Annotated in this window: 24 protein-coding genes; 6 read left to right on the forward strand and 18 right to left on the reverse strand. The window is 66.9% G+C overall.

Features of this window, described 5'->3' with window-relative positions:
- The first annotated feature begins 9 nt into the window (after positions 1 to 9).
- From tal to pgl, 4 genes are read left to right on the forward strand one after another with little or no spacing between them, the layout of a single operon-like run.
- Positions 10 to 1,134: a transaldolase gene (gene tal, locus GFS60_RS15915; protein WP_159922645.1), complete on the forward strand. Its 1,125-nt coding sequence runs from the start codon at positions 10 to 12 to the stop codon at positions 1,132 to 1,134.
- Between the two features lie 3 nt (positions 1,135 to 1,137).
- On the forward strand, positions 1,138 to 2,682 hold the full coding sequence (zwf, locus tag GFS60_RS15920; RefSeq protein WP_159922647.1) for a glucose-6-phosphate dehydrogenase: 1,545 nt from the start codon (positions 1,138 to 1,140) through the stop codon (positions 2,680 to 2,682).
- Entirely contained in the window at positions 2,683 to 3,594 is a 912-nt protein-coding gene (gene opcA / locus GFS60_RS15925; protein WP_159922649.1) for a glucose-6-phosphate dehydrogenase assembly protein OpcA, read from the forward strand.
- Positions 3,587 to 4,330 (forward strand): 6-phosphogluconolactonase, encoded by a 744-nt coding sequence (pgl, locus tag GFS60_RS15930; RefSeq protein WP_159922651.1) that lies wholly within the window; start codon positions 3,587 to 3,589, stop codon positions 4,328 to 4,330. Before opcA ends, pgl begins: the two co-directional genes overlap by 8 nt.
- A gap of 324 nt (positions 4,331 to 4,654) precedes the next feature.
- Here pgl and ppc read toward each other — a convergent pair whose 3' ends face one another.
- The 15 genes from ppc to rpe all read right to left on the reverse strand — a co-directional run bounded on the left by ppc (position 4,655) and on the right by rpe (position 21,013).
- Positions 4,655 to 7,411 (reverse strand): phosphoenolpyruvate carboxylase, encoded by a 2,757-nt coding sequence (ppc, locus tag GFS60_RS15935; RefSeq protein WP_159922653.1) that lies wholly within the window; start codon positions 7,409 to 7,411, stop codon positions 4,655 to 4,657.
- 157 nt (positions 7,412 to 7,568) lie between these two features.
- The gene (gene secG / locus GFS60_RS15940) at positions 7,569 to 7,802 is read right to left on the reverse strand and encodes a preprotein translocase subunit SecG (protein WP_109330234.1); all 234 of its coding nucleotides are present in this window, start codon (positions 7,800 to 7,802) and stop codon (positions 7,569 to 7,571) included.
- A 125-nt stretch (positions 7,803 to 7,927) separates the two neighbouring features.
- Positions 7,928 to 8,713 carry a triose-phosphate isomerase gene (gene tpiA, locus GFS60_RS15945; protein WP_109330236.1) on the reverse strand — a complete coding sequence of 262 codons (786 nt, stop codon included), beginning with the start codon at positions 8,711 to 8,713 and terminating at the stop codon, positions 7,928 to 7,930.
- The gene (locus GFS60_RS15950) at positions 8,713 to 9,924 is read right to left on the reverse strand and encodes a phosphoglycerate kinase (protein WP_159922655.1); all 1,212 of its coding nucleotides are present in this window, start codon (positions 9,922 to 9,924) and stop codon (positions 8,713 to 8,715) included. Before GFS60_RS15950 ends, tpiA begins: the two co-directional genes overlap by 1 nt.
- A 17-nt stretch (positions 9,925 to 9,941) precedes the next feature.
- Positions 9,942 to 10,961 carry a type I glyceraldehyde-3-phosphate dehydrogenase gene (gene gap, locus GFS60_RS15955; protein WP_109330240.1) on the reverse strand — a complete coding sequence of 340 codons (1,020 nt, stop codon included), beginning with the start codon at positions 10,959 to 10,961 and terminating at the stop codon, positions 9,942 to 9,944.
- A 188-nt stretch (positions 10,962 to 11,149) separates the two neighbouring features.
- Entirely contained in the window at positions 11,150 to 12,127 is a 978-nt protein-coding gene (whiA, locus tag GFS60_RS15960; protein ID WP_201453625.1) for a DNA-binding protein WhiA, read from the reverse strand.
- Positions 12,124 to 13,149 (reverse strand): gluconeogenesis factor YvcK family protein, encoded by a 1,026-nt coding sequence (locus GFS60_RS15965; RefSeq protein WP_159922657.1) that lies wholly within the window; start codon positions 13,147 to 13,149, stop codon positions 12,124 to 12,126. Before GFS60_RS15965 ends, whiA begins: the two co-directional genes overlap by 4 nt.
- Positions 13,146 to 14,012, reverse strand: a complete 867-nt coding sequence (gene rapZ, locus GFS60_RS15970; RefSeq protein ID WP_201453626.1) for an RNase adapter RapZ — start codon at positions 14,010 to 14,012, stop codon at positions 13,146 to 13,148. Before rapZ ends, GFS60_RS15965 begins: the two co-directional genes overlap by 4 nt.
- A 44-nt stretch (positions 14,013 to 14,056) precedes the next feature.
- Positions 14,057 to 16,264 carry an excinuclease ABC subunit UvrC gene (gene uvrC, locus GFS60_RS15975; protein ID WP_236603155.1) on the reverse strand — a complete coding sequence of 736 codons (2,208 nt, stop codon included), beginning with the start codon at positions 16,262 to 16,264 and terminating at the stop codon, positions 14,057 to 14,059.
- 65 nt (positions 16,265 to 16,329) lie between these two features.
- On the reverse strand, positions 16,330 to 16,782 hold the full coding sequence (locus GFS60_RS15980) for a PH domain-containing protein (protein WP_109330248.1): 453 nt from the start codon (positions 16,780 to 16,782) through the stop codon (positions 16,330 to 16,332).
- Entirely contained in the window at positions 16,779 to 17,276 is a 498-nt protein-coding gene (gene ribH, locus GFS60_RS15985; protein WP_159922661.1) for a 6,7-dimethyl-8-ribityllumazine synthase, read from the reverse strand. The genes GFS60_RS15980 and ribH overlap by 4 nt, the downstream gene beginning before the upstream one ends.
- Positions 17,273 to 18,526, reverse strand: coding sequence for a bifunctional 3,4-dihydroxy-2-butanone-4-phosphate synthase/GTP cyclohydrolase II (locus GFS60_RS15990; protein ID WP_109335132.1), 1,254 nt, complete (start codon positions 18,524 to 18,526; stop codon positions 17,273 to 17,275). Before GFS60_RS15990 ends, ribH begins: the two co-directional genes overlap by 4 nt.
- 80 nt (positions 18,527 to 18,606) lie before the next feature.
- Complete coding sequence (locus tag GFS60_RS15995; RefSeq protein WP_159922663.1) at positions 18,607 to 19,215, reverse strand: riboflavin synthase; 609 nt, start codon at positions 19,213 to 19,215, stop codon at positions 18,607 to 18,609.
- Between the two features lie 37 nt (positions 19,216 to 19,252).
- Complete coding sequence (ribD, locus tag GFS60_RS16000; protein WP_159927240.1) at positions 19,253 to 20,308, reverse strand: bifunctional diaminohydroxyphosphoribosylaminopyrimidine deaminase/5-amino-6-(5-phosphoribosylamino)uracil reductase RibD; 1,056 nt, start codon at positions 20,306 to 20,308, stop codon at positions 19,253 to 19,255.
- 21 nt (positions 20,309 to 20,329) lie between these two features.
- Complete coding sequence (gene rpe / locus GFS60_RS16005) at positions 20,330 to 21,013, reverse strand: ribulose-phosphate 3-epimerase (RefSeq protein ID WP_109335134.1); 684 nt, start codon at positions 21,011 to 21,013, stop codon at positions 20,330 to 20,332.
- 100 nt (positions 21,014 to 21,113) lie between these two features.
- Here rpe and GFS60_RS16010 point away from each other — a divergent pair, with 100 nt between their 5' ends.
- Positions 21,114 to 21,452, forward strand: coding sequence for an MmcQ/YjbR family DNA-binding protein (locus GFS60_RS16010; RefSeq protein WP_159922665.1), 339 nt, complete (start codon positions 21,114 to 21,116; stop codon positions 21,450 to 21,452).
- 64 nt (positions 21,453 to 21,516) lie between these two features.
- Here the strand turns inward: GFS60_RS16010 and GFS60_RS16015 are convergent, their stop codons facing one another.
- From GFS60_RS16015 to fmt, 3 genes are all read right to left on the reverse strand, one after another.
- Complete coding sequence (locus tag GFS60_RS16015; RefSeq protein ID WP_159922667.1) at positions 21,517 to 22,374, reverse strand: mycofactocin-coupled SDR family oxidoreductase; 858 nt, start codon at positions 22,372 to 22,374, stop codon at positions 21,517 to 21,519.
- Between the two features lie 112 nt (positions 22,375 to 22,486).
- Positions 22,487 to 23,920, reverse strand: a complete 1,434-nt coding sequence (locus GFS60_RS16020) for an RsmB/NOP family class I SAM-dependent RNA methyltransferase (RefSeq protein ID WP_159922669.1) — start codon at positions 23,918 to 23,920, stop codon at positions 22,487 to 22,489.
- Entirely contained in the window at positions 23,917 to 24,840 is a 924-nt protein-coding gene (gene fmt, locus GFS60_RS16025) for a methionyl-tRNA formyltransferase (protein WP_159922671.1), read from the reverse strand. Before fmt ends, GFS60_RS16020 begins: the two co-directional genes overlap by 4 nt.
- Before the next feature lie 258 nt (positions 24,841 to 25,098).
- On the opposite strand from fmt, the gene GFS60_RS16030 reads away from it, so the two are divergent.
- Positions 25,099 to 25,506, forward strand: a complete 408-nt coding sequence (locus GFS60_RS16030) for a YciI family protein (RefSeq protein ID WP_109330259.1) — start codon at positions 25,099 to 25,101, stop codon at positions 25,504 to 25,506.
- Positions 25,507 to 25,509: the final 3 nt, after the last annotated feature.

Raw genomic sequence — 25,509 nt, forward strand, 5'->3', positions numbered from 1 at the left:
AAAAACGTCATGACTCAGAATCCGAATCTTCAGAAGCTCTCCGAGGCCGGGGTCTCCGTGTGGCTGGACGACCTCTCGCGTGACCGCATCGAGTCCGGCAACCTGGCCGAACTCGTCGCCACCAAGAGTGTCGTCGGCGTCACCACCAACCCGTCCATCTTCCAGGCCGCGCTGAGCAAGGGCCACGTCTACGACGCGCAGGTCAACGAGCTGGCCGAGCGCGGCGCCGACGTCGAAGCCACCATCCGCACGGTCACCACCGACGACGTGCGCGCCGCCTGCGACATCCTCGCCCCGCAGTACGAAGCGAGCCACGGAGTCGACGGCCGGGTCTCCATCGAGGTGGATCCGCGGCTGGCACACGACGCCGACAAGACCGTCGCGCAAGCGGTGGAGCTGTGGAAGATCGTCGACCGGCCCAACGTGTTCATCAAGATCCCGGCCACCGAGGCCGGGATCCCCGCCATCGCGAAGGTCATCGGCGAAGGCATCAGCGTCAACGTCACCCTGATCTTCTCGGTCGAGCGGTACGAACTCGTCATGGGCGCCTACCTCGACGGGCTCGAGGCTGCCAAGGCAGCAGGACACGACCTTTCCCGCATTCACTCGGTCGCGTCGTTCTTCGTCTCCCGCGTCGACACCGAGATCGACAAGCGACTCGAGGCGATCGGTACGCCGGAGGCACTCGAACTCCGCGGCAAGGCGGCGCTCGCCAACGCACGACTGGCGTACGCGGCCTACCAGCAGGTGTTCGAGGTCCAGCCGCGGTTCCAGGGGCTCCTGGGCGACGGCGCGCGGCCCCAGCGTCCGCTGTGGGCGTCGACGGGTGTCAAGAACCCCGACTACTCCGACACCCTGTACGTCACCGAGCTGGTGGCACCGAACACGGTGAACACCATGCCCGAGAAGACGCTCGACGCCGTCGCCGACCACGGTGACATCACCGGTGACACGGTGTCCGGCACCGGAGCCCCGTCGCAGGAGGTCTTCGACAAGATCGCCGCCGTCGGCGTCGACTTGACCGACGTCTTCCTCGTCCTCGAGAACGAGGGTGTCGACAAGTTCGAGGTGTCGTGGAACGAGCTGCTCGAGGCCACGGCGGAGCAGCTCCGTACAGCAGGGCAGAAGAGCTGATTCGTGAGGGTGCCCGCAGCGTCAGACGATTGGGTCAATCCGCTCCGCGACGGTAGGGACAAGCGCCTACCGCGCATCGCCGGGCCGTGTGCGCTGGTGATCTTCGGTGTCACCGGCGACCTCGCACGGCGCAAGCTGATGCCGGCCGTCTACGACTTGGCCAATCGTGGTCTCCTCCCCCCCGGCTTCGCCCTCGTCGGGTTCGCCCGGAGGGACTGGGACGACCAGGATTTCGGCAAGGTCGTGCACGACGCGGTCCGCGAGCATTCGCGCACCCCGTTCCGGGAAGATGTGTGGGATCGGCTGTCGGAGGGCCTGCGGTTCGTGCAAGGCTCCTTCGACGACCCGGCATCGTTCTCGCAGCTTGCGTCCACCCTCGACACGCTCGACCGCGAACGTGGGTCCGGCGGCAATCACGGGTTCTACCTCGCGATTCCGCCGGCCGCGTTCCCGGTGGTTCTCAAACAGTTGTCGGAAGCCGGGCTCGCCCAGTCCGACGACGGCCAGTGGAAACGAGTGGTCATCGAGAAGCCGTTCGGCCACGATCTCGACAGCGCTCGCGAGCTCAACGCGGTCGTGAACCAGGTCTTCCCCGAGGACACCGTCTTCCGGATCGATCACTACCTGGGCAAGGAAACCGTTCAGAACATCCTGGCACTGCGATTCGCCAACCAATTGTTCGATCCGATCTGGAACGCCCACTATGTGGACCACGTCCAGATCACGATGGCCGAGGACATCGGTCTCGGTGGACGGGCCGGCTACTACGACGGAATCGGGGCGGCGCGCGACGTCATCCAGAACCATCTCCTTCAACTCCTCGCCTTCACCGCGATGGAGGAGCCGATCAGTTTCGAACCGTCCGAACTGCAGGCGGAGAAAATCAAGGTTCTCTCAGCAACCCGGCTCGCGGAGCCGCTCGACGAAACCACCGCCCGCGGCCAGTACGCCGGCGGCTGGCAGGGCGGGCTTCCGGTGGTCGGTCTGCTGGAGGAGGAGGGCTTCGCTACCGACTCCACTACCGAAACCTTCGCCGCGATCACGCTCGAGGTCGATACCCGGCGGTGGGCGGGAGTGCCCTTCTATCTGCGAACCGGAAAGCGACTGGGCAGGCGGGTCACCGAGATCGCCGTCGTGTTCAAGCGTGCACCGCACCTCCCGTTCGACCAGACGATGACGGAGGAACTCGGCCAGAATGCTCTCGTCATCCGGGTGCAGCCGGATGAGGGTGTGACCATGAGATTCGGGTCCAAGGTTCCCGGGTCGAGCATGGAAGTCCGGGACGTCAACATGGACTTCAGCTACGGACAGGCCTTCACCGAGTCGTCTCCGGAAGCGTACGAACGTCTCATTCTGGACATGTTGCTCGGTGAGCCGTCGCTCTTCCCCGTCAATGCGGAGGTCGAGCTGTCGTGGGAGATCCTCGATCCGGTACTCGCGCACTGGGCCGCGGAAGGCAAACCGGAACCCTACGAGGCCGGAACGTGGGGCCCACACTCGGCGGACGAGATGATGCGCCGCACCGGCCGCGAATGGAGAAGGCCGTAGATGATCATCGACATTCCCTCGACTACCACCGGCCAGGTCAACAAGAAGCTGGTCGAGCTGCGTAAGACCGGCGGTGCTGTCACGCTCGGCCGCGTGCTCACCCTCGTGGTGTGCACGCGCGACAGCGACAACTCCGAGGACATCATCGATGCCGCCAACGAGGCGAGCCGGGAACATCCCTGCCGTGTGATCGTCGTGGCCCGCGGTGAGCGGGAAGCGGCGCCGCGGTTGGACGCGCAGATCCGTGTCGGTGGCGACGCCGGCGCATCCGAGGTCGTCGTGCTCCGACTCTTCGGCGAATTGGCCGATCACGAAAGCAGCGTGGTGGTCCCCTTCCTCCTGCCGGACACACCTGTGGTCGTCTGGTGGCCCGAGATCGCTCCGGCCGTTCCTGCACAGGACCCCGTGGGCAGGCTTGCGATCCGCCGCATCACCGACGCCACAGGCCGCGACGATCCGACGGCGGAAATCAAGGGCCGGCTCACGTCGTACACGTCCGGTGACTCAGATCTCGCGTGGAGTCGCATCACGTACTGGCGCGCGCTGCTCGCGTCCGCGGTCGATCAGCCGCCGCACTCGGCGATCACCTCCGCGGTGGTGTCGGGTCTGGTGGACGAACCCGCTGTCGATCTGATCGCCGGGTGGCTGGCGAGCCGGGTCGACATGCCGGTGAGTCGCAGGACCGGACGGCTGTTCGTGGAATTGAGCTTTGCCGACGGCGGATCGCTGACCATCAGTCGTCCGCAAACGGGAACGACCGCAACACTGTCGCGGACCGGGAAACCGGACGCGCTGGTGGCCCTGGGCCGACGGGAAACGCGTGACTGCCTGGCGGAGGAACTGCGCCGACTCGATGCCGACGAGGTCTACGAAGCCGCATTGTCCGGCCTGACGAAGGTGACGTATGAGTGACATTCACGTAGAGGTCCATCCCGACACGGACACGCTGGTGGCTGCGGCCGCCCGGCGTTTCGTCGACACGGTCGTCGCCGCCCAGAAATCTCGTGGGTCGGCGTCGGTGGTTCTGACCGGTGGCGGTACCGGGATCGGGATGCTCGAGGAGGTGCGGAAGAATCCCGGTGACATCGACTGGCGTGAACTCGACATCTATTGGGGAGACGAACGATTTCTGCCCACCGGTGATCCGGAACGCAACGACGTGCAGGCGCGGGCCGCGCTCCTCGACCACGTCGATGTCGACCCTGACCGGGTCCACACGATGCCCGTGTCCGACGGTATCTACACCGACGACCCGGAGGCAGCTGCGGTCGCCTACGCGCAGGTATTGGGCGCGCACGCCGACGGCAAGCAGGTTCCGGTGTTCGATGTCCATCTCCTCGGCATGGGCGGCGAGGGTCACGTCAACTCCCTCTTCCCCGACACCGACGCGGTACGTGAAGAACACCGATTCGTCGTTGCGGTGACCGACTCCCCCAAGCCGCCGCCCGTCCGCATCACCCTTACCCTTCCCGCTGTGCGACACGCCGACGAAGTCTGGCTGGTCGTCTCCGGGGAAGCCAAAGCCGAGGCCGTGGCCGCCGCCGTCGCGGGCGCACCCCCGGTGGAGATACCGGCCTCCGGCGCGCGGGGACTGACCGCCACACGTTGGCTGCTCGATTCTTCGGCCGCATCCCGACTGCCGAGCTGATCCATTCACAGGTGGGGGTCCTCGTCGTCCTCGGCAGGCAACGTCGCCGAGGGACGAGGGCCCTTCTCCGCCTCGATCCGCGTCACGTGGCATGCGGTACTGATCCGGCCGCCGCGGTGCGCGCTCGACCGGCCCGTCCCCCTCTGTCCGAAGCCCCCTCGCCAGTGCTGAGGTTTCCCCGCGCAGCGCCCCATCCTGTAACCCCATTCCACCTCGAGAGGGTCACGGTCTGTCCCGTTTCGACCCCTTTCCCCGTTTGACGCAGTGGGCCGACAATCGGTTCCCCCGGACCGAAAGTCGCGTGGCGGCGTCGGTGCAGGACAGCTAACCGCTGTTCCGGAGCGCGGTGGCCAGCCCGTTCATCGTGAGCTGGATACCGCGGCGGGTCTGGTCGCTGTCGTCGCCGGCACGGTATCGGCGCAACAACTCCACCTGGAGGTGGTTCAGTGGTTCGAGGTACGGAAAGCGATTGTGCACCGACCGTTCGAGCCCCGGGTTGTCGGCGAACAACGTGTCGTTTCGGGTGATCGTCTTGTACATCCGGATGGTGCGTTCGTGCTCCTCGGTGATCATCCCGAACACCCGTTGTCGCAGCCCCTCGTCGGGAACCAACTCCGAATAGCGTGCCGCCAGACCCATGTCGGATTTGGACATCACCATCGCCAGGTTGGACAGGACCGTGCGGAAGAAGGGCCACGTGTCATAGAGCCGTGACAGGGTGGCAACCTTCTCGGGGTCGCCGGCGGTCCACTGCTCGAACGCGGAGCCGGTGCCGTACCACCCTGGCAGCATCACCCGCGACTGGCTCCAGGACAGCACCCAGGGGATCGCGCGCAGGTCGGCGATCGACGTCGTCTGCTTCCGGGACGCGGGCCGGCTGCCGATGTTGAGTGCCCCGATCTCCGCGACGGGCGTCGACATCTCGAAGTACTGAACGAATCCTGGTGTGTCATGGACGAGTTCGCTGTACGCACGGCGCGCGAGTGCGGCGAGTTCGTCGAGGACGCGATAGGCGGGTTCGGCGGCGGCGCCGAGTCCCTCCACGTCGAGCAGGGTGGCCTCGAGGGTTGCCGCGAGAAGGGTTTCGAGGTTGCGTTGCGCGAGGCGGGGTTCCGCGTACTTGGCGGCGATCACCTCGCCCTGCTCGGTGATGCGCAGCGAGCCTGCGACGGCTCCCGGCGGTTGCGCGAGGATCGCCTCGTAGCTGGGTCCGCCGCCACGCCCGACGGTGCCACCGCGACCGTGGAAGAGGCGCAATCGTATTCCCGTTTTCCGGGCCGCCTCCACCAGGTCGAGCTCGGCCCGGTACAGCGCCCAGTTCGCAGCGAGATACCCGCCGTCCTTGTTGGAGTCGGAGTATCCAAGCATCACTTCCTGCGAGTCGCCCCGGGACGCCACGAGGGCCCGGTAGAGCGGAATCGCGAGGGTCGCCTCGAGCGTGGATGCGCCGTGCTGAAGGTCCTCGATCGTCTCGAAGAGCGGCACGATCCCCACCGGACACGACGGGTTCTCCCCCGGCCCGGGATCGAACAGCCCCACTTCCTTGAGCAGGATCGCCGCCTCGAGCATGTCGCTGACCGAGGTACACATACTGATGATGTAGTTGGGCACCGCTCCGGACCCGAGCGTCCGCACCGCCTCGGCCCCGGCTTCGAGGATGGCGAGCTCCTTGGTGGTCAGTTCGCTGAACTCCGCCTTCGCTGCCGTCAGCGGGCGCCTCGTCGAGAGCTCCGCGGTGAGCAAGTCGACCCGTTCGTCCTCGGACAGCGACGTGTAGTCGGGATGCACCCCCGCCCAGGCGAGCAGCTCGGCGACCACCGTTTCGTGCACCTCCGAGTTCTGGCGCATGTCGAGGCCCGAGAGATGGAACCCGAACACGTCCACCGATTCGCGGAGTCGGGCGAGGCCGTCGTCGGCGATCGTGCCGTCGCCGCCGCGGCGCAGGGACTCGTCGACCACATCGAGTTCATGGAGCATTTCCGGCGGTGAGTCGTAGGGCGCGAGCCCGAGGTCGAGGGCGTACGCGGGCATCTCCCCGAGGATACGGAGCGCGGTGGCGGTCAGGCGGCCGCGGATCCCGCGGACCGCACGCCGGTACGGCTCGTCGGCACGAAACGGTGAGTCGTCCTGCGAGGCCGCCGCCAGAAGATCGAGGTCGGGAGTGACCGTTACCAGGCGGGCAGACATCGACAGTTCCCGTTCGAGCGTCGCCAGTTCGCACAGATGATGCTCGACGGCGGTTGCGGCGGCGCGGCTCGTCGCCTGCCTTACGACGTCCGCGGTGACGTTGGGATTGCCGTCCCGGTCGCCACCGATCCACGACCCCGGCCGGAGAATGGGTTCCCGCCCGAGATCGGTGTCGGGCCACCGGGCTTGGAGGGCGTTGCGGAGTTCGGCATTGATCGCGGGCACGACCTCGAAGAGCGCGGCGTCGTAGTAACGCAGCCCGACTTCGATCTCGTCCTGAATACGCAAGCGAGACAGCCGGATCAATGCGGTCTGCCACAGGGTAAGGATTTGGCGCCGAAGCCGCACATCGACGTCGGCGATCTCCGACTCGGTGAGCGCGGTCCGCTCCCGGAACCGCATCAACTCAGTGATCCGCGTCTGGGTGTCGAACACCGTCCGTCGACGCGTTTCGGTGGGGTGGGCAGTGATCACCGGTGAGACGAGCGCCCCACGTAGGGCTGTCGCGACCACTTCTCGGTCGAGGTCGGCGGCATCGAGCTTCGCGAACGTGGCCGCGAGAGTGCTGTCGGGAGCTGGTTCGCCCGCTGCCACGTGCACGGCCCGGCGGCGTTCCCGGTGTATGTCCTCGGCGAGATTTGCCAGAAGAGCGAAATGGCTGAAGGCGCGGATGACGGGGATGGTGTCCCCGGTGGCGACGTTCGTGAACATGTCGGCCAGTTCGGCGCGGTCGATTTCCGAACGCCGAACACGGAACGATTCGACCCGGGCCTTCTCCACGAGATCGAAGATGTCGTCGCCGGCCTGTTCGCGGACGATCTGACCGAGAATGCCGCCGAGCAGCCGAATGTCTTCGCGGAGTGGTTCGGTGGCTTCACGGGGGGTTTCGGTCATGCACCCAGTATCAACTGCCACTGCGGGGTCCGCACGATGAAGCTGCGGGGTCCGCACGATGAAGCTGCGGGGTCCGCACGATGAAGCTGCGGGGTCCGCACGATGAAGCTGCGGGGTCCGCATGATGGAACGGCTGGGTCCGCGTGGGGAAGGTTGATCAGCCGAACTTGATCTCCAGGCCGATGCCGATGATCGAGATCAACCAGATCAGACCGGTGAAGACGGTGAGGCGGTCGAGGTTCTTCTCGACCACGGTGGAACCGGACAGGCTCGACTGGACGCCGCCGCCGAAGAGGCTGGACAACCCGCCGCCCTTACCGCGGTGCAGGAGCACCAACAGAATCAGCAGCAAGCTGGTGGCAACCAGCAAGATATCCAGGAACAGTTCCATGTCTGTCTACGTCCACCCATCGAGTAGCAACAACTACGACCTCGTACACCCTACAGGCGCTTCGCGCTCGTGCGCCTTTCTGGTAGCCGTGGCTACCAGAAAGGCGCACGAGCGCCGGAGGCGCCTCAGGGCAGGGGGCCGCCGGCAGCGATCGCCGACAGCGTCGCGAACTCGTCGGCCTTGAGTGAAGCGCCGCCCACGAGGGCGCCGTCCACGTCGGACTGCCCGACGATCTCGCCGACGTTCTTGGCGTTGACGCTTCCGCCGTAGAGCACACGGACCGTGGAGGCCACCGCAGGGGTGGCCAGTTCGCCGAGGGCGGCACGGACCGCAGCACACACTTCCTGCGCGTCCGACGCACTGGCGACCCGGCCGGTGCCGATGGCCCACACCGGCTCGTATGCTATGACGACCTTGGCGACGTCTTCGGCGGACAGCCCGGCGAGCGAACCCCGCAACTGTTCGACGTTGTACGCCACGTGCTCGCCGGCCTCACGAATGTTGAGACCCTCACCGATGCAGACGATCGGGGTGAGTCCGTTCTTCAGTGCTGCCTTGGTCTTGGCCAGCACGGTGTCGTTGTCCTCACCGTGCAGGGTCCGACGCTCGGAGTGTCCGACGACGACGAACGTGCACCCCAGCTTGGCCAGCATGGAACCGCTGATCTCGCCGGTGAAGGCACCCGAGTCGTGCGCCGACACGTCCTGCGCCCCGTAGGTGAGCAGGAGCTTGTCACCCTCGACGAGGGTTTGGACACTGCGGATGTCGGTGAACGGTGGGAGCACCGTCACGTCGACCTTGTCGAAATACTTGTCCGGCAGCGAGAAGGCAATCTTCTGAACCAGCGCGATCGCCTCGAAATGGTTCAGATTCATCTTCCAGTTGCCGGCGATCAGCGGCTTGCGCGCCATCAGCCCTCCAGAACCGAGATGCCGGGCAGTTCCTTGCCCTCGAGGTATTCGAGGGAGGCTCCACCACCAGTCGAGATATGCGAGAAGCCGTCCTCGGGGAGATCCAGCTGACGCACCGCGGCCGCGGAGTCGCCGCCACCGACGACGCTGAAGGCGCCCTTGCCGGTGGCCTCGATGATGGCCTCGGCAACACCCTTGGTGCCCGCCGAGAACTTCTCGAACTCGAACACACCCATCGGGCCGTTCCAGAATACCGTCTTCGCGCTGGTGAGGATCGCCGCGAATCGGCGCACCGACTGCGGTCCGATGTCGAGGCCCATCCAGCCGTCCGGGATCTCGAGTACCGACACGGTCTTGGACTCGGCATCCGCCGAGAAGGAGTCCGCGATCACCACGTCCTGCGGGATGTGAATGACGTCGGCGTACCGGTCGAGTAGCCCCTTGCAGGTCTCGATCATCGACTCCTCGCACAGCGAGTTGCCGACCGAGACGCCTTGCGCGGCCAGGAACGTGTAGAACATGCCGCCACCGATGACGAGGGTGTCGACCTTGGGCGCCAGTGCCTCGATCACCGCGAGCTTGTCCGACACCTTCGACCCGCCGAGCACCACCGCGTAGGGCCGTTCGGCGTCCTGGGTCAGCTTGCCGAGAACCTCGACCTCGGCGGCGACGAGTGTGCCCGCGTAATGCGGAAGCAACTTGGCCACGTCGTAGACGGACGCCTGCGCGCGATGGACGACACCGAAGCCGTCGGAGACGAAAGCACCGTCGTCTCCGACGAGCTCGACGAGCGCCTCGGCGAGTTTGGTGCGCTCCGCCTCGTCCTTGCTCGTCTCGCGCGCGTCGAAGCGGATGTTCTCGAGCAGGAGCACGTCGCCGTCGGTGAGACCCTCGGAGCGGGCCAGAGCGTCCTGGCCGACGACGTCCCCGGCGAGCTGGACGTTGCGGCCGAGTACCTCCGCCAGCTTCACTGCCACGGGTGCGAGCGAGAACTTGGGATCGGGTGTGCCGTCGGGACGGCCCAGGTGGGCGGTGACGATGACCTTGGCCCCGGCTTCCGCCAACGCCTTCAACGTGGGGGCGGACGCGATGATGCGGCCGGGATCGGTGATCTTGTCACCGTCGAGCGGAACGTTGAGGTCGGAGCGCACCAGCACGGTGCGCCCCTCCACCCCAGCGTTCAGCAGATCCTGGAGAGTCTGAACTGCCACTGTTATTTGACCTTTGCTCAGAGAGACTTGGCGACGAGACCGATGAGGTCGGCCAGGCGGTTGGAGTAGCCCCACTCGTTGTCGTACCAGGACACGACCTTCGCCTGATCCTCGATGACCTTGGTGAGTCCCGAATCGAAGATGGAGGAGTGCGGATCGGTGACGATGTCGGAGGACACGATCGGCGCGTCGGTGTACTTGAGGATGCCCTTGAGCGGTCCCTCGGCCGCAGCCTTCATCGCGGCGTTGATGTCCTCGACGCTCGCCGACTTCTTCAGGTTTGCGGTGAGGTCGGTGACCGAACCCGTGGGGATCGGCACGCGCAGCGCGTAGCCGTCCAGCTTGCCGAGGAGCTGCGGAAGCACGAGGCCGATCGCCTTGGCCGCACCGGTACCGGTGGGAACCACGTTGAGAGCGGCGGCGCGGGCCCGACGCAGGTCGCTGTGCGGGCCGTCCTGCAGGTTCTGGTCCTGGGTGTAGGCGTGAACCGTGGTCATGAGCCCCTTGACGATGCCGAACTCGTCGTCGAGCACCTTGGCGATGGGCCCGAGGCAGTTGGTGGTGCACGAGGCGTTGGAGATGATGTTCTGGCTGCCGTCGTACTTGTCGTCGTTGACGCCCATCACGATGGTGATGTCCTCGCCCTTTGCCGGGGCGGAGATGATGACCTTCTTGGCGCCCGCGTCGAGGTGACCCTTCGCCTTCGCGGCGTCGGTGAAGATACCGGTGGACTCGACGACGACGTCGACGCCCAGGTCACCCCACGGAAGTGCCGCGGGGCCTTCCTTGATCGCGAGAGCCTTGATCTTCTGGCTTCCGACCACGATCGTGTCTTCGCCCTCGAGCGAGACGTCGTGCGGAAGACGACCCAGGATGGAGTCGTACTTCAGGAGATGCGCGAGCGTTGCGTTGTCCGTGAGGTCGTTGACCGCCACAATCTCGATGTCGGTGGTTCCGAGCGCCTTCTGCGCATCCACCGCCCTGAAGAAGTTACGCCCGATACGGCCGAAACCGTTTACGCCTACCCGGACAGTCACAATCTGCTCCTTTGCGCATGATTCTGGTGTACAGCTCTGCTGCCCCGCACCACTCGAATCCACGTGTGCATGGCCGGGCGCGAGGGTCCATCGGTCGATGTGTTTCTTACCCTAGTGCTCAGGATCGCCCGGCGCGCACTCCACCCACGCCCAGCACAGTCCCGCACTCGGGCATGCGGGCCGGACAGCTACGCGTCGTCGAGAAGGTCTGCGGTGACGGCCGACTCGGTGTCGGGGATCCCGGTTTCCTTGGCTTTGCGGTCCGCCATGGACAAAAGACGCCGAATCCGCCCTGCGACAGCGTCCTTCGTCATCGGCGGGTCGGCGAGCTGGCCGAGCTCTTCCAGCGACGCCTGACGGTGCTCGACGCGCAGATGCCCGGCCGCCGCCAGGTGGTCCGGCACCTCGTCGCCCAAAATCTGGAGTGCCCGCTCGACGCGGGCTGCGGCTGCCACTGCCGCACGGGCGGAGCGCCGCAGGTTCGCGTCGTCGAAGTTGGCCAGCCGGTTGGCGGTGGCCCGAACCTCACGGCGCATCCGGCGTTCTTCCCACACGAGGCGGGTGTCCTGCGCCCCCATCCGCGTGAGCAGAGCCCCGATGGCCTCGCCGTCGCGAATGACGACACGGTCGGTGCCGCGGACTTCTCGTGCTTTCGCCGAGATCCCGAGCCGGCGAGCAGCGCCGACGAGCGCGAGCGCGGCCTCCGGACCGGGGCAGCTGACTTCGAGTGCCGAGGATCGTCCCGGTTCGGTGAGCGAGCCGTGCGCGAGGAACGCACCTCGCCACGCCGCCTCCGCATCGGCGACACTGCCGCCGACGACCTGGGCCGGCAGACCGCGCACCGGACGTCCCCGCAGGTCGAGGAGCCCGGTTTGACGGGCGAGGGCCTCACCCTCCTTCGCGACACGCACGATGTAACGCGACGACTTTCGGAGTCCTCCGGCGCTGAGGACATGGACGTCGGCGCTGTAGGTGAACAGGTCGAAAATTTCCCGGCGCAGTCGCCGAGCCGTGGAGCCGAGGTCGACTTCGGCCTCCACCACCACACGGCCACCGACGATGTGCAATCCCCCGGCGAACCGCAGCAGCGACGAAACCTCGGCCTTCCGGCAACTCACATGAGTGACGACGAGACGACTGAGTTCGTCTTTGACCTCTGCTGTCATTGCCACGAAGCGCTCTCCCTTTCCTCTGGTGTCTCGGCCACAACGCTCCCCCGAGACCCCGGGTCGGGGCCGCTCCAGAGCTGTTCGAGAACGGACGCAAGTTTGCCTGCATGGTGCGTGTGGGTGCCGTGTTCCGACACGTCGGCGTAGACGACGCGGGCCCGGAACTGCTCCGCGGCGCGGTCGAGATGCTCGCGTTCCCGGCCCGGGGGGACGGACGCGGAATCGACGACCACGAAGTCGACGGTGAGCCCCGGTGCGTGCCGGGACAGCACGTGTAAGTGCCGTTCCGTGGAGAAACCTGCGGTCTCACCGGGCTCCGGTGCGAGGTTGAGCACCAGCACCTTCCGGGCGACGGTCGCGATCAGGGTGTCGAGAAGTTCGGGTACCAGGACGTGCGGGATGACACTGGAAAACCACGATCCCGGACCGAGGACCACCATGTCGGCGGCCTCGATCGCTCGCACCGCGTCGGGACATGCCGGTGGGTTCGCGGGCAGCAACCGAACGCGCCGCACCTTGCCCGGGGTGGTCGCGACCGCGACCTGCCCGCGGATGCAGCGGCTGACTCGCGGGTCGGCCTCGAGGCCTTGCACGTCGGCTTCGATATCGAGTGCGATCGGCGACATCGGCAGCACCCGGCCGTCGATGCGGAGCAACCGGGCGAGTTCGTCCAAAGCGGCAACGGGGTCGCCGAGGACTTCGGTCAGGCCGGCCAGCATGAGATTTCCCACCGAATGCCCGGCCAGAGCGCCGATACCCCCGAACCGGTGCTGGATGGTATCCGTCCAGTCCTGCACGTCCGGGTCGTCCGCAGCGAGCGCCGCCAGCGCCATCCGAAGATCTCCGGGCGGGATGACGCCCAGTTCCGCGCGCAGGCGACCCGACGAACCCCCGTCGTCCGCGACGGTGACGACGGCAGTGACGTTCCGGCTGAGCCGGCGCGCCGCACTCAGCGTGGCGAAAAGCCCATGACCTCCACCGAGCGCGACCACTGCGGGGTAGGCGTGCTCCGCCGTCATTCGCGCCCCAGATCACGGTGAACGACACGCACGCCGAGACCGGAGTCGTTTCCGAGCCGGCCTGCCAAGGCCTCGGACATCGCGACACTGCGATGCTTACCGCCGGTGCAACCCACCGCGATGGTCATGTAACGCTTCCCCTCCCGACGATATCCCGCGATCGTCAGATCCAGCAGATGGTGATAGGTGGTCAGATAGTCGTCCGCGCCGTCCTGCGACAACACGTAGTCCCGCACGTCCGGGCTCTGTCCCGTGTGCGGGCGCAGTTCGGGGATCCAGTGCGGATTGGGAAGGAACCGGACGTCGCAGACCAGGTCCGCGTCCATCGGAAGACCGTACTTGAAACCGAACGACTGGACCGTCACCTGCATCGTGCGGTGCTCGGCGTCCCCAAAGGCGTCTTCGATCTTCTGCCTCAGCTGGTGCGCGGCGAGGGACGAGGTGTCGATCACCAGATCCGCGGCGGCCTTGACCTTGGCGAGTTGGTCGCGCTCGGCGGCGATGCCCTCGGACAGGGTGCCCTGGGCGCCGCCCCCGGACAGCGGATGACTTCGCCGCACCTGCTCGAAGCGGCGCACCAACACCTCGTCGGACGCATCGAGGTACAGCACCCGGGTGTGCACCGGCTTGCACTCCAGCTCGGTGAGAACCCAGCCGAGGTCTCCGGTGAACAGCCTGCTGCGCACGTCGATGACCACCGCGAGGCGTTCGAGTCGCGAATCGGATTCCAGACTCAGATCCACCATGCGGGAGATCAGTTCCGGTGGCAGATTGTCGGCGACATACCAACCGAGGTCTTCGAGAACCTTCGCGGCGGTTTGCAGTCCCGCCCCCGAAAGCCCGGTGACGAGAAGGAAGTCCATCGGCCGAACCGTGGGTGGACGGTCGCTCTGCGCGTGCTGATCGTTCACTCGACACCTGTCCGTTGCGAAGCGTGTAGCCCTACTGTGTCGCGCTGTGCCGGCGGCTCCTGCTCTGCGGCCGGGTCCTGCTGTGCTGCCAAGTCGTGCCGGATGTCTGCGCCGTTCTCTTCTGTGCTGCCGGTTCCATTGCGATCGGCTTCATCATCCCCCACTCCCGCCACCGCCGCAGACGGTTCCCCGGCCCCGAGGGCGCTGAGGACGGCCTTCGCCGTGGTCGTGCCGATCCCGGGCACCGCCGTGATCTCCTCGACAGTGGCCTGCTTGAGGCGGGCGACGGAGCCGAAATGGGTGACCAGCGCCTTGCGGCGGGTATCGCCGAGACCGCGTACGGAGTCGAGCGCCGATGCCGTCATCCGCCGCGAGCGCTTGCTGCGGTGGAAGGTGATGGCGAACCGGTGCGCTTCGTCCCGCACCCGCTGCAGGAGGTACAGGGACTCACTGGTGCGGGGCAGGATCACCGGATCCTCCTCCCCCGGTACCCAGACCTCTTCGAGTCGCTTGGCGAGCCCTATCACCGCGACATCGGTGATCCCGAGTTCCTCGAGAACGGCGGATGCGGCCGCCACCTGCGGCGCACCCCCGTCCACCACGAAAAGGTTGGGCGGATACGCAAAGCGTCGCGGACGCCCGGTCTGAGGGTCGATCGCCGCCTCGGGTGCGAGATCGCCGCCTTCGGAGCCTTCACCCGCCGCCTCGGCCTCCGCCCTCAGCACACCGACGTCGCGGTTGTGCCGCAGGAAACGCCTGCGGGTGACCTCGGCGATACTCGCGACGTCGTCGGAGCGGCCGTCGCCGGCGGCCTCCTTGATCGCGTAGTGGCGGTAGTCGGACTTGCGGGGCAAGCCGTCCTCGAAGACGACGAGTGATGCCACGACGTCCGTGCCCTGCACGTGGCTGATGTCGACACACTCGATGCGCAGGGGGGCGGAATCCAGATCGAGAGCCTCTTGGATGCCCTGCAGTGCAGCCGACCGGGACGTGAAGTCACCAGCGCGTCGCAGCTTGTGTTGCGCCAGCGCCTCCTGCGCATTGCGCTGCACCGTCTCGGCGAGGGCCTTCTTGTCGCCGCGTTGCGGCACTCGCACGCGGACTCCTGATCCGCGTAACCCGCTCAGCCACTCCTGCACCTGCTCGGTGTCGTGTGGCAGTACCGGAACGAGCACCTCTCGCGGGACGCCGTTGCTTTCGCTCTCGCCGTCGGCGCCGCCCGCCAACGCTGCCTGCTCGCCGTAGAACTGAGTGAGGAACTGCTCGACGAGAAGCGGTAGGTCCGAACCCGCCTCGGAATCGACCGTTGCCCAGTCGATGACGTCTCCGGCTTTCTCGACCACCCAGCCGCGCTGCCCGCGGACCCGGCCACCGCGCACGTGGAACACCTGGACCGCCGCTTCGAGTTCGTCGGTCGCGAAGGCGACGAGGTCGGCATCGGTGCCGTCGCCGAGCACCACCGCCTGCTTCTCGAGTGCCCGCCGTAGCGCGCCGACGTCGTCACGCAGCCGCGCCGCCAACTCGAAGTCCAGCTCTTCCGACGCCTTCTGCATGCGTGCCTCGAGCTCGCGGACCAGCTTGTCGGTGCGGCCGGACAGGAAGTCGCAGAAGTCCTCCACGATCTGCCGGTGTTCCGCCGCCGACACGCGCCCCACACAGGGCGCCGAGCACTTGTCGATATAGCCGAGCAGACAGGGCCTGCCGATCTGGTTGTGCCGCTTGAACACTCCGGCCGAACATGTCCGGGCCGGGAACACGCGCAGCAGCAGATCCAGGGTCTCGCGGATAGCCCAGGCGTGGGAGTAGGGACCGAAATACCGCACCCCCTTACGACGCGGACCGCGGTAGACGAACAACCGCGGGAACTCCTCGTTCAACGTGACCGCGAGCACCGGGTAGGTCTTGTCGTCACGGTACCGGACGTTGAACCGCGGATCGAACTCCTTGATCCAGTTGTATTCGAGCTGGAGTGCCTCCACCTCGGTGCTCACCACGGTCCACTCGACGCTGCCCGCAGTGGTGACCATCTGACGGGTACGCGGATGCAGCGTCGTGACGTCGGCGAAATAGGAGTTCAACCGCGAACGAAGACTCTTCGCCTTCCCCACGTAGATGACCCGGCCGTGCGGATCGCGGAACTTGTATACCCCCGGCGCCACCGGAATCGTTCCGGTCGCGGGGCGATATGTCGAAGGATCGGGCACCCCTCCACGTTAGTCGGCGCCACCGACCAACCCCGCATCCGCGACGGCCGGAACAGGCCGGCCCGTCAGGACGGTGCGTACTCCGACACGAGGTCACGGAAGCGGTGCACGGCGTCCACCGCGTAGTCGCGGTCGTTCGACTGGATCGCCATCACGGGAACGTATTCGTCGTCGGGGAGTTCTATCCGCGCCCATGCGGCGCCGTCGGGAAACGAGAGTCCCTCGTACAGGTCCCAGTCGACGATCCGTTCGCCCAGGACGTTGCGGACAGCGATGCCGCGGGGGCCGACGCGCAACCGCGGACGTGTGAGCAGAAGCACCGCCCCGGCCAGCAGACACCCGATGCCGACGAAGGCCACCTGATCCGCGAGCCGGAAGTAGACGCCCGTCGAATCACCGCGCAGGAGAATGGCGAACGTCACGTGTAGGACGACCATGAGAATCGCCACGCCGATCGCGTACCGACTCGACTTGCGTGGTCGCGAGACGAACTGCCACTCGGTTTCCGAGGAGGTCATGCGAGCGCATCTTCCGTTCGTTTCCGGCGCAGGCGCGCCAGGGTGACCGCGGTGTCGAGCGCCGCAGCGCACGCCTGCCCGCCCTTGTCCTCCACCGCACCGGGCAGGCCGCTGCGGTCGATCGCCTGCTGTTCGGTATCGGTGGTGAGAACACCGTTGCCGACGGGAGTGCTCTCGTCGAGGGACACCCTCGTCAGGCCGGCGGTCACCGCGTCGCAGACGTATTCGAAGTGCGGGGTTCCTCCGCGGATCACGACACCGAGGGCGACCACGGCGTCATGAGTGCGGGCCAGTTGCTGGGCCACCACCGGCAGTTCGATCGCACCGGCCACGCGCACGAGGGTGACTTTCTTCACCTTCGCGTCCGCGGCGACCCGCTGGGCACCGGCGATCAGCGCCTCCGAGATCTCCGCGTGCCAACTTCCCGCCACGATCGCCAGCTCGAGGTCCTGAGCCTCACCGAGTTGCAGGTCGGGCAGACCTTCACCACTCACAGCAGCTCTCCCGCTTCGAAGTCGTCGAGCCCGATCAGGTCGTGCCCCATCCGGTCGCGCTTGGTGCGCAAGTACGTCAGGTTCTCGGCGTTCGCGCGCAGCGGCATCGAGACACGCTCGGTGATCTGGAGGCCATAACCGTCGAGACCGACCCGCTTGGCCGGATTGTTGGTGAGCAGCCGCATCGACGAGATGCCGAGATCGACCAGGATCTGCGCACCGATCCCATAGTCGCGGGCATCTGCCGGCAGACCCAGCTCGAGATTGGCGTCGACGGTGTCCGACCCGGCGTCCTGCAACTGGTAGGCCTGCAACTTGTGCATCAGTCCGATGCCGCGACCTTCGTGCCCCCGCATGTAGAGCACCACGCCGCGACCTTCCTGCGCCACCATGTCCAGCGCGGCGTCGAGCTGGGGACCGCAGTCGCAGCGCAGTGACCCGAACACGTCACCGGTGAGGCACTCCGAGTGCACCCGCACCAGGACGTCGCTGCCGTCACCGTCGGGACCCGGCAGGTCGCCGCGGACGAGCGCGACGTGCTCGACGTCGTCGTAGATGCTCCGGTATCCGACGGCGGTGAACTCGCCGTGCCGGGTGGGGATCCGTGCGGCCGCGACGCGTTCGACGTGCTTTTCGTGCTTGCGACGCCAGGCGATGAGATCGGCGATGGAGATCAGCGCGAGATTGTGGTCGTCGGCGAAGACCCGCAACTCGTCGGTCTGGGCCATGTGGCCCTCGTCCTTCTGGCTGACGATCTCGCAGATCACGCCCGCCGGCCGGAGGTCGGCCATCCGGGCCAGGTCGACGGCGGCCTCGGTGTGGCCGGGGCGGCGCAGCACCCCGCCCTCCTTGGCGCGCAGCGGCACGACGTGGCCGGGACGGGTGAAGTCCTGGGCTCCGCTGGACGGGTCGGCGAGCAACCGCATGGTGGCGGCGCGGTCGGATGCGGAGATCCCGGTTCCGATGCCCTCACGGGCGTCGACGGTCACCGTGTACGCCGTGCCGTGCTTGTCCTGATTGGTGGCGTACATCGGGGGCAGACCCAGCCGATCGCAGTCCGCACCGTCGAGGGGCACACACAGGTAGCCGGAGGTGTATCGAACCATGAAGGCAACCAACTCGGGGGTGGCCTTCTCCGCCGCGAAGATGAGGTCTCCCTCGTTCTCCCGGTCTTCGTCGTCGACGACGACGACAGCCTTGCCTGCGGCGATATCCGCAACGGCGCGCTCGATACTGTCGAACCTGGTCACGTGCTCGGTCTCCAAAGTCTTGACTTACGCATCTTCGAATACAGCAATCGCATCCGTCGGATGCTTCTCAACAGTACGACTCAGCGGCCGGCGGCTTGCAGGCGCTCCACATACTTGGCGATCACGTCGACCTCCAGATTGACGGGTGTGCCGACCGGCGCCGCTCCGAGTGTGGTCAGGTTCAGCGTGGTGGGGATCAGCGAGATTTCGAAATACTCGTCGCCGCGCTCCCCGCCGAGCGCCGACACGGTCAGCGATACCCCGTCGACCGTGATCGATCCCTTCTCCACTACATACTTCGAGATCGCGTCGGGCAGAGCGATCCGCACCACTTCCCAGTTGTCGGACGGGTTCCGGCTGATGATGTGACCGGTGCCGTCGACGTGCCCCTGAACGAGGTGACCGCCGAGCCTGCTGTTCAGTGCTGCCGCCCGCTCGAGGTTGACCCGGCTCCCGACATCGATCTTCTGCAGACTCGACCGGTTCAAGGTCTCCTGCATGACGTCGGCCGTGAACGACCCGTCGGCGAGCACTTCGACGACGGTGAGGCACACACCGTTCACGGCAATCGAGTCTCCGTGCGACGCATCGGAAGTGACCACCGGACCGCGGACGGTAAACCGTGCGGCGTCGGCCAGCTCTTCCTTGGCGACGACCTCACCCAATTCTTCGACGATTCCGGTGAACACGGTGGCTACTCCTCGTTTTCAGGGCTGACAGTGATATTCAGGGCTTGCTGGACAGGGCGGGGTGCTCCGACAGTGCCGGAATCAAACTCAACAACAAATCGGGGCCGATTGTTTCGACGGACTCGTGGTGGAACCGCAGTGCGCCGTCGATCGTGGACACCCCCGCCTCCGACACCGCGGGCCTGCCGGCACCGAGTACCAGCGGAGCGAGGTAGGCCTGGATCCGGTCGACCCGGCCTGCGGCAAGGAAAGCACCCGCCAACCGGGGCCCACCTTCGAGCAGAACGTCGGTGTACTCGGCGAGGGCGGCGACGACGTCGTTCACATCGTGGGTGCGGAGCAGCAGCGTGGGGGCCGAGTCGTCGAGAACCCGAGCGCGCGGTGGAAGCTCGGTCCGGCCCACCACCACCCGCAGCGGTTGGTGGGCCGCGAGAGACCCGTCGGGCAGCCGGGCCGTCAACCGTGGGTCGTCGGCGAGCACGGTCCCCGTGCCGACCACGATCGCGTCGAGCTTCGCGCGGTCGGCGTGGACCCGCGCCCGGGCGTCGGGACCGGTGATCCACTTGCTGGTTCCATCAGCTGCGGCACTACGGCCATCGAGGGACGCCGCGTATTTCCAGGTGATGTGCGGCCGGCCGGTGCGTTGCCGGTGCAGCCAGGCCCGGAGCGGCCCGCGCTCGACTTCCTGGGCGCGCAGTCCGGAGGCGACGGCGACGCCGGCGGCCGCGAGAGTTTCGGCGCCACCGGCCGCCTCGGGGTTGGGATCAGCCACCGCATAGTGGACGGCCACGACCCCGGCCTCGATCAGCGCGGTGGAGCAGGGCCCCGTGCGGCCGTGGTGGTTACACGGTTCCAGAGTGACCACGACCGTGCCTCCGCGCGCCGCGTCACCCGCCTCCCGCAACGCCACGACCTCGGCGTGGGGACCGCCCGGGGGCTGGGTCATTCCCACCCCGGCGATACGCCCGCCGGCGTCGAGCACGACAGCACCGACCGCGGGATTGGGGCTGGTGAAACCACGGGCCGACTCCGCGGCGCCGATGGCGATCAGCATCGCGGCGTCGAGGTCTGCGGCGGAATTCTCGTGGGGCACGTTCACGGCGCGGCTGGGCCGTTACCGCGAGATGCTCAGGTGCGGAGAGGCTTTGGCCGCACTGGCTCGGAGCGCCTGCACCGCTTCGGCGGGATCGGAGGCGCCGTACACGGCGGACCCGGCGACGAAGCAGTCGACTCCCGCCTCGGCGGCGGCCTCGACGGTGTCGGCGTTGATGCCGCCGTCGATCTCCACGATCAGCGTCAGCTCACCCGAGTCGACCAGACGGCGTACTGCCTTCGCCTTGGACAACACCTCCGGAATGAAGGACTGTCCGCCGAATCCGGGCTCCACGCTCATGACGAGAAGTGTGTCGAAATCCTTCAGGATTTCCAGGTAGGGCTCGATCGGCGTTCCCGGCTTCACACTGAGTCCTGCTTTAGCGCCGGCCGCCCGAATGTCGCGGGCCACCGACCGCGGGTCGTCGGTGGCTTCGGCGTGGAAGGTCACGTTGTGTGCGCCGGCTTCGGCGTAGGGCGGTGCCCAGCGTCCCGGGTCGTCGATCATGAGGTGGCAGTCGAGCGGAATGTCCGTCGCCGCGAGCAGGCTCTTCACCACGGGAAGACCGAGCGTGAGGTTCGGGACGAAATGCGCGTCCATCACGTCGACATGAAGCCAGTCGGCACCGGCGACCGCGGTCGCCTCCTCGGCGAGACGAGCGAAATCTGCAGACAGGATGGACGGTGCGATCATCGGGGTTGCCACGCGCCGGAGTTTAGTCGCACGCGGAAATGTCGCGGACCACGCGGTCGGACCACGCGAGAAACGTCGTCGCCCGCCGTCACGATTCCGCCATACTGGGGCCATGGCGACCTGGGCGGACGTGGTGGACATCGGGAGGTCATTGCCCGCAGTGGAGGAAAGCACGTCCTACCGGACCCCGGCGCTGAAAGTGGCCGGCAAGCTGATCGCGAGACACCGCACGGAGTCGGACGGCGGGCTCATGGTGGTGTGCGGTCTCGACGAGAAGGCCGCTCTCCTCGAGGAGGGAAACGCTTTCTACACCACCCCCCACTACGACGGGTACGGCGCGATTCTGGTCCGTCTCGACGAGGTCGGCCTCGACCAACTCACGGAGCTTCTGCAGGATGCTTGGCGGATCAAGGCCTCTGCTCGGCTCCGCAAGCAGGTCGACCGTCCCTGATCGCCGAGTCCGGGGGGGATCGTAGGGCGTGGTGCGACGCCGGCGCGAAACCCGGTACGCAGACTCAGACCCCCAGCTTGAGACCCGCTCCCGCGTCGACGCGGAGCTGCTGTCCGGTGACGAACCGCGACTCGTCGGACGAGAGGTATACCACCGCGTGGGAAATATCCTCGGGCTCCACCCACGGCGTCGGCATCGCCTGCATGAAGGGGAACGTCACCTTCGCGTCTTCGGCCGTCGGGTTCTCGAGGTCGGGCCGGAACGTGCGGAACATCGGCGGGCTCTGGAGCATGTCCGTGTTGCAGTTGGTGGGATGGATGGCGTTGACGCGAATGGACTTCGGGCCCAGGGTGAGCGCCAGCGAATGCGTGTAGGTCTGCAGCATCTTCTTGGCCAGACCGTATCCGTCTCCGCCCGGCCCCTGGAGTGCCTGCTGACCGTTGAGGCCGGTCTGGGGGACGAGGCCGGCGACCGAACCGGTGGCGATGATCGACGCGCCACCGCCGAGATGCGGCAGAGCGACGTGGATGGTGTTGACCACACCCACGAAGTCGACGTCGAATGCGTCCACGAATCCTTCGACCGGCACATCGTTGCCGAGTGGGGCGATACCCGCGTTGGCGACCACCACGTCGAGCCGCCCGAGTCTGGCGACGGCGGCGTCGAGTTCCCGTTTCAGCGCCGCGCGATCACGCACGTCGACCTTCGCCGTGACCACGCGACGTCCCGCCTTCTCGACGAGCTTCCCGGTCTCTTCCAGATCGGCCGGCGTCGCGAGGGGATACCCGTTCGATGCAATGTCCTCGCAGAGGTCGAAAGCGATGATGTCGGCGCCCTCGTCGGCGAGGTGGACGGCATGACTGCGCCCCTGCCCCCGTGCTGCGCCGGTGATCAGAACTACTTTCCCCGCTACCCGATTCATCGTGAGTCCTCCACTCGCTTGTGACAGACGACCTTCGTCGCGAGAAAAGTAGAACACGTTTTAGCACAAATGGGAACAGGTTCTAGTTATCTGAACGAGCGTCCGATCACGGTCACTCCATCGGCTTCCGCAGCGCAGCGAGAAACATCGCGTCGGTGCCGTGACGGTGCGGCCACAGTTGCACACTCGTACCGTCACCGAGTCCCGGAACGCCCGGGACCAGTGCCCTCGTGTCGAGCGCTGTCACGCCATAGCGACGTACCGCATCCGCCACCACCGCCACTGTCTCCGACAGGTGCGGAGAACACGTCGAATACACGACGACACCACCCGGGCGCACCAACCCCAGCGCCGAGGCGAGCAGTTCCCGCTGCAATTTCGCCAGACCGGCCACATCGGACGGCTGCCGACGCCAGCGTGCCTCGGGGCGGCGCCGCAGGGCACCGAGACCGGTGCACGGCGCGTCGACCAGGATTCGGTCGTAACCACCGGCAAGCCCGGGATCGCGCCCGTCCGCGACATGCACGTCGACCGGGAGTTCCCGCGTCGTCTTACGAATGAGGTCGGCGCGGTGCGCCACCGGCTCCACCGCATCGAGTCGCCCGCCCTCGATACCTGCGAGTGCGCCGAGAAGCGCGGCTTTACCACCAGGTCCGGCACAGAGATCGAGCCAGCGCCCGCCGTCCGATCCCTCGAGTGGGGCCAGGGCGAGTGCCCGGGCCACCAGCTGACTGCCCTCGTCCTGCACACCGGCCAGACCCTCGCGCACAGCGTCGAGCTGGCCCGGGTCGCCACCGTCGAGATACACCGCATACGGCGAGTACCGGCCGACCTCTCCCCCGGTGACCAGAGCCAATTCTTCCGCCGAAATCTCACCCGGACGCGCGACGAGGTGAACGGCCGGACGGGAATCGTCGGCGATCAGGGCATCCTCGAGTTCGCCGGCGTCGGGCCCCAGCGCATCCGCGAACACCTGCGCGATCCAGGCCGGGTGCGCATGCTCGAAGGCCAGCCGCCCGATCGGGTCGGACGGCGCCAACCGCTCCACCCACTCCGCTTCCGACCGCTCCGACACCCTGCGCAACACGGCGTTGACGAACCCGGCCTTGCCCGGACCCGCCTCTGCGCGTACGAGGTCGACGGAGGTGGCGACGGCGGCGTGCGGGGCCACCCGCGTACGGAGAAGCTGGTAGGCGCCCAGCTGGAGCACATCCAGCAGAGGGCCGTCGACCTCCTCGATCGGGCGGCCCGCACAGTCCGCGATGACCGCGTCCAGCAGTCCCCGCGCTCGCGCCGCACCGTAGGCCAATTCCGTGGCCAGCGCGGCGTCCCGGCCGTCGAGTCGCCGTTCCCGCAGCAGTCCGGGGAGGACCAGGTTCGCGTAGGCGTCCCGTTCACGCACTGCCCGCAACACGTCACGCGCAGCGAGCCGAGGCTGATCCAGACCCGCTTGGGCGGCATCGGGCCGACGCGCCTGGCGCGGCCGATTGTTGCTCGCGCCTGTTCCTGCCCTCTTGCCGCGTGCGGGTCTTCTCGAGTCGCTCACTGTGCCCGTACCTTCGCGTCGAGTCGTGCGCCCCGCGCCCAGTCGAGAGCGGACATCTGTTTTTTTCCTTGAGGTTGGATCCGGTCCAGCCGGACTGCCACCGTGGAGGTTCCGACGAGGAATTCGCTCTTGGTCACGGAGATTTCTCCGGGCTCGAGCCTGTCGTCGGTGAGGGTGAGCGGGCCGACCTTGACGCGAACGTCCCCGATCGTCGTCCATGCTCCCGGTGCAGGTGTCACCGAGCGGACATGCCGATCGATCACCACAGCTGTTCTGTCCCAACGGATTCGAGCTTCCTCCACGGTCACCTTGGGTGCATACGAGACGCCGTCCCCCGGCTGCGGAACCGCGGTGATCGTGCCGTCTGCCAGTCCGTCGAGAACGGATTCGAGGAGAACCGCCCCGCTGTCGGCCAATCGGCCGAGAAGGTCACCTGCGGTATCGGTAGCGCGGATTCGCTCGGTCACGACCCCGTATACCGGGCCCGTGTCCATTCCAGCCTCGAGCCGGAAGGCGCTGGCGCCCGTCATGTCGTCGCCGGAAGCGATTGCCGCCTGCACCGGCGCCGCACCCCGCCAGGCGGGCAGCAGCGAGAAGTGCAGGTTGACCCAGCCGACGGCCGGAATGTCCAGCACCTTCTGCGGAAGCAACGCACCGTAGGCGACGACGGGAGCACACTCGGGTGCCAGGTCGGTCAGTCGTGCGAGGAACTCCGGATCGGAGGGTCGCTCGGGCGTGAGCACCTCGATACCGTGCGCGTCCGCAAGGGCACCGATCGGCGATCGGACTACCTTCCGCCCTCGCCCGGCCACCGCGTCCGGCCGCGTGATCACGGCGACCACCTCGTGACGGGCGGAACGGATGAGTCGCTCGAGAGACGGCACAGCGGGTTCGGGTGTACCGGCGAAGACTAGGCGCACGTCGGCGACCCACACAGCTGACGACGGACCGCGGTGCGGGCCGAAACGATACTCACGAAAAAAGCTCCCCTTGGGTCGACGGTGTGACGACCAGTCTAGGGAGTCGTGCGCCTCACGATGACACTGCGATGCGCAACCACGACAAACCGGCGGGCTCCAGGAAAATGTCGCGGCACGATGTCGAAATCGCGAGCGCAGCTCCGTCCCAGGGTTGAAATACGGCCACAATGGGCCCTACACCACACCGAGGAGAAGACGATGGCCAAGTACCTGCTGCTCAAGCACTACCGAGGCGCACCGGCACCGGTCAACGACGTACCGATGGATCAGTGGACGCCAGAGGAGGTTTCGGCCCACATGCAGTACATGGAGAACTTTGCCGCTCGGATCGAAAGCACCGGCGAATACGTCGACAGTCAGGCACTGTCACCGGAAGGCACGTTCGTCCGGTACGACGGCGAGGGGCGTCCGCCGGTGACCGACGGCCCGTTCGCGGAGACCAAGGACCTGATCGCGGGCTGGATGGTGATCGACGTCGAGACCCGCGAGCGGGCGCTCGAACTCGCCGGTGAATTGTCTGCAGCTCCGGGCGCGGGCGGGAAGCCGATCCACGAGTGGCTCGAGGTGCGCCCGTTCCTGACCGAGCCGCCCACAATCACGGAGTGACCG

Origin of the sequence: Rhodococcus sp. WAY2, from assembly GCF_009859915.1 — a bacterium.
Classification (GTDB): Bacteria; Actinomycetota; Actinomycetes; order Mycobacteriales; family Mycobacteriaceae; genus Rhodococcus_F; species Rhodococcus_F oxybenzonivorans.

Excerpts from the sequence above, each read along its gene's own strand:
- tal (WP_159922645.1), top strand. The coding sequence starts at position 10 with ATGACTCAGAATCCGAATCTTCAGAAGCTCTCCGAGGCCGGGGTCTCC.
- opcA (WP_159922649.1), top strand. The coding sequence starts at position 2,683 with ATGATCATCGACATTCCCTCGACTACCACCGGCCAGGTCAACAAGAAG.
- pgl (WP_159922651.1), top strand. The coding sequence starts at position 3,587 with ATGAGTGACATTCACGTAGAGGTCCATCCCGACACGGACACGCTGGTG.
- ppc (WP_159922653.1), bottom strand. The coding sequence starts at position 7,411 with ATGACCGAAACCCCCCGTGAAGCCACCGAACCACTCCGCGAAGACATT.
- secG (WP_109330234.1), bottom strand. The coding sequence starts at position 7,802 with ATGGAACTGTTCCTGGATATCTTGCTGGTTGCCACCAGCTTGCTGCTG.
- tpiA (WP_109330236.1), bottom strand. The coding sequence starts at position 8,713 with ATGGCGCGCAAGCCGCTGATCGCCGGCAACTGGAAGATGAATCTGAAC.
- whiA (WP_201453625.1), bottom strand. The coding sequence starts at position 12,127 with ATGACAGCAGAGGTCAAAGACGAACTCAGTCGTCTCGTCGTCACTCAT.
- GFS60_RS15965 (WP_159922657.1), bottom strand. The coding sequence starts at position 13,149 with ATGACGGCGGAGCACGCCTACCCCGCAGTGGTCGCGCTCGGTGGAGGT.
- rapZ (WP_201453626.1), bottom strand. The coding sequence starts at position 14,012 with ATGGACTTCCTTCTCGTCACCGGGCTTTCGGGGGCGGGACTGCAAACC.
- GFS60_RS15980 (WP_109330248.1), bottom strand. The coding sequence starts at position 16,782 with ATGACCTCCTCGGAAACCGAGTGGCAGTTCGTCTCGCGACCACGCAAG.
- GFS60_RS16010 (WP_159922665.1), top strand. The coding sequence starts at position 21,114 with ATGGCGACCTGGGCGGACGTGGTGGACATCGGGAGGTCATTGCCCGCA.
- GFS60_RS16015 (WP_159922667.1), bottom strand. The coding sequence starts at position 22,374 with ATGAATCGGGTAGCGGGGAAAGTAGTTCTGATCACCGGCGCAGCACGG.
- GFS60_RS16030 (WP_109330259.1), top strand. The coding sequence starts at position 25,099 with ATGGCCAAGTACCTGCTGCTCAAGCACTACCGAGGCGCACCGGCACCG.